This is a genomic window from Variovorax sp. P1_H12_2 (assembly GCF_056405335.1).
The window spans coordinates 1-1,340 of sequence record NZ_JBFUCI010000739.1; the positions used below are offsets into that span (position 1 = coordinate 1).

Here is a 1,340-nt window from a genome sequence, read left to right on the forward strand (position 1 = left end):
GCGTTGTCGGGGGCAACTACCTGGCCGACCTGTTGCCGCTGCCGATGACAGACGAGGCGCTGGACCTCGTTTGCCGCCATGTCGACCAGACCCAGGCCTTTTTGCAGCGCCAGATCCTGATCGAGAACCCATCCACCTACCTGCGCTTCAAGCACTCGACGATCGCCGAGTGGGACTTTCTTGCCACCGTCGCACGGCGCACCGGCTGCGGCATCCTGTGCGACGTCAACAACATCTACGTTAGCGCGTGCAACCACGGCTGGGACGCCTCGACCTACCTGGCCGCTCTGCCCGCGGACGCCATCGGCGAGATCCATCTTGCCGGCCACGCGCTCAAGCAGATCGAAGGCGGGCAGGCCCTGCGCATCGACGACCATGGCTCGCGCGTCGCACCGGAGGTCTGGACCTTGTATACGCAGGCGTTGGCACTCTTCGGCCCGGTGCCGACCCTGGTCGAGTGGGACACAAACATACCGCCATTGGACGTGCTGCTGGATGAGGCGGCCCATGCAGCAGCGTTGATCGAAGAGGCGCAGCATGCCGTCGCTGTTTGATGTCCAGTGTGCGATGTGCCGCGGCCTGATGCAGGACGAGGCTGGCCAGGCGGCGGACCTGATCGTCGGCGCGGGACTGGCGCCCGCGCAGCGGCTGGGCGTCTACCGCAACACCATCGTCGCAACGCTTGCCAACGCGCTGCGGCTGTCGTATCCGGCCGCGCATCGCCTGGTCGGTGCCGATTTCTTCGAAGGCGCGGCGCAGATCTTTGCGCGCGACCGGGCCCCGCGCTGCGCCGATCTGAACGCCTACGGTGCAGAGTTCCCCGACTTCCTGCGGGACTTCGCGCCCGCAGCGACACTCGCCTACCTGGCCGACGTGGCTCGCCTCGAATGGGCGGTGAACCGCGCGCTGCATGCGCCCGACGACGATCCCCTCACGGTGGAGCGACTGGCAACAGTCGCGCCCGCCGATCACGACCGGGTGTGCTTCGTGGCTCACCGTTCGGTATCGGCGTTGCGCTCGGAGTTTCCGGTCGACAGCATCTGGCGCGCGGTGCTGCAGCACGACGGCGACGCCCTGGCCGCGATCGATCCGGGCAGCGGGCCCGTGTGCCTGCTGGTGCAGCGCCTGGCGGGCAAGGTGGAGGTCGAGCGCCTCGACGAGGGCGCGTGGCGTTTCGCAGTTGCGCTGTTCGACGGTAGGCCGCTCGGGACCGCGCTCGAGTCCGGGGTAGGCGCCGATGCGCCCGCGCTCCTTGCGCAGCACTTGGGCGCCGGGCGCCTTGTCGCATTCCGGCTCGCCAGTGCAGCGGACGTGCCGCGCCGGACCGGAGACACCTGATG

2 protein-coding genes are annotated in these 1,340 nt (G+C 68.6%); both read left to right on the forward strand.

Annotated elements, in window-relative coordinates:
* The coding region (locus AC1D2K_RS34725) for an MbnB/TglH/ChrH family RiPP precursor modification enzyme (RefSeq protein WP_478094981.1) at nucleotides 1–554 on the forward strand (554 nt) is incomplete at its 5' end.
* Nucleotides 538–1,338, forward strand: coding sequence for an HvfC/BufC family peptide modification chaperone (locus AC1D2K_RS34730; protein WP_478094982.1), 801 nt, complete (start codon nucleotides 538–540; stop codon nucleotides 1,336–1,338). The genes AC1D2K_RS34725 and AC1D2K_RS34730, both read left to right, overlap by 17 nt.
* Nucleotides 1,339–1,340: the final 2 nt, after the last annotated feature.